An 845-nucleotide genomic window follows, 5' to 3' on the forward strand; every position below is an offset into this window, starting at 1 on the left:
GATTTAAATTCTATGGGCTATAGCCGGGAACTGATGGAAAAGATCCATTACTACCTGGGCAAAACTGCATCCAAAATCATTGTTATCCAGCTGGAAGATGTGCTTGAACTGGATACACCGGTGAATGTTCCCGGAACCAGCAGCGAGTACCGTAACTGGAGCCGCAAACTGACCCGCAATATCAGCGAGATATTTGCCAGTGAGGAAAACCGGGTATTGTTCAAAAATCTTGGGCTGACCCGCAAGGCATGAAAATCCGTATGCATTTTGATAGTGTCAATAGTGTCTGTAATGATAGCCGGGTATGAACGGGAGCAATGGTAACGGTAGATTTCCCCACTGAAAGTATGGATGGCAGGATACTTCTGCAACCCAATAACTCCATGAGCTGGCGGCATAACCTGTTATTACTGGGGCTGCTCGCTACAGTATCACTTGTTATTGCCATCGGCTTTTATCTTGTCGGTGCCAAAGCCATCCTGCCCTTCTCCCTGCTGGAGGTTATCGCCTTGTCGGCAGGCATCTATTACTGTGCCTGGCAGCGCCAACGGAAAGAGCTGATCACGTTTCAGGAGCATCAGGTCACTATTCAGAAGGGTTTCTATAAACCACTGGTCACTCACCATTATCACCGCCTCTGGTGCCAACTGATCATTCGTGAGGCGAATCATCCATGGAAGCCCCCGTCCATTCACATCCGTTCCCACGGCAAGGAAATGGAGCTGGGGTCCTTTCTCAACAGGCAGGATAAGCTGGTCTTGGGGGATCACTTGAAAAGGCTGCTCCGTAACGCCTGCGTTTCTTGGTGAAGAGTGTCTTGGTAAGTTCAGAAAACAGCTATAAAG

2 protein-coding genes are annotated in these 845 nt (G+C 48.9%); both read left to right on the forward strand.

Features of this window, described 5'->3' with window-relative positions; genetic code table 11:
* A partial coding sequence (locus J7438_RS26195; protein ID WP_209278963.1) for a 4-alpha-glucanotransferase occupies positions 1–252 on the forward strand: 252 nt, incomplete at its 5' end.
* A 65-nt stretch (positions 253–317) separates the two neighbouring features.
* Positions 318–809: a DUF2244 domain-containing protein gene (locus tag J7438_RS26200; protein ID WP_209278964.1), complete on the forward strand. Its 492-nt coding sequence runs from the start codon at positions 318–320 to the stop codon at positions 807–809.
* The last annotated feature ends 36 nt before the right edge of the window (positions 810–845 follow it).

This window comes from Thalassotalea sp. G20_0, from assembly GCF_017744175.1.
Taxonomy (GTDB): Bacteria; Pseudomonadota; Gammaproteobacteria; order Pseudomonadales; family Endozoicomonadaceae; genus Endozoicomonas.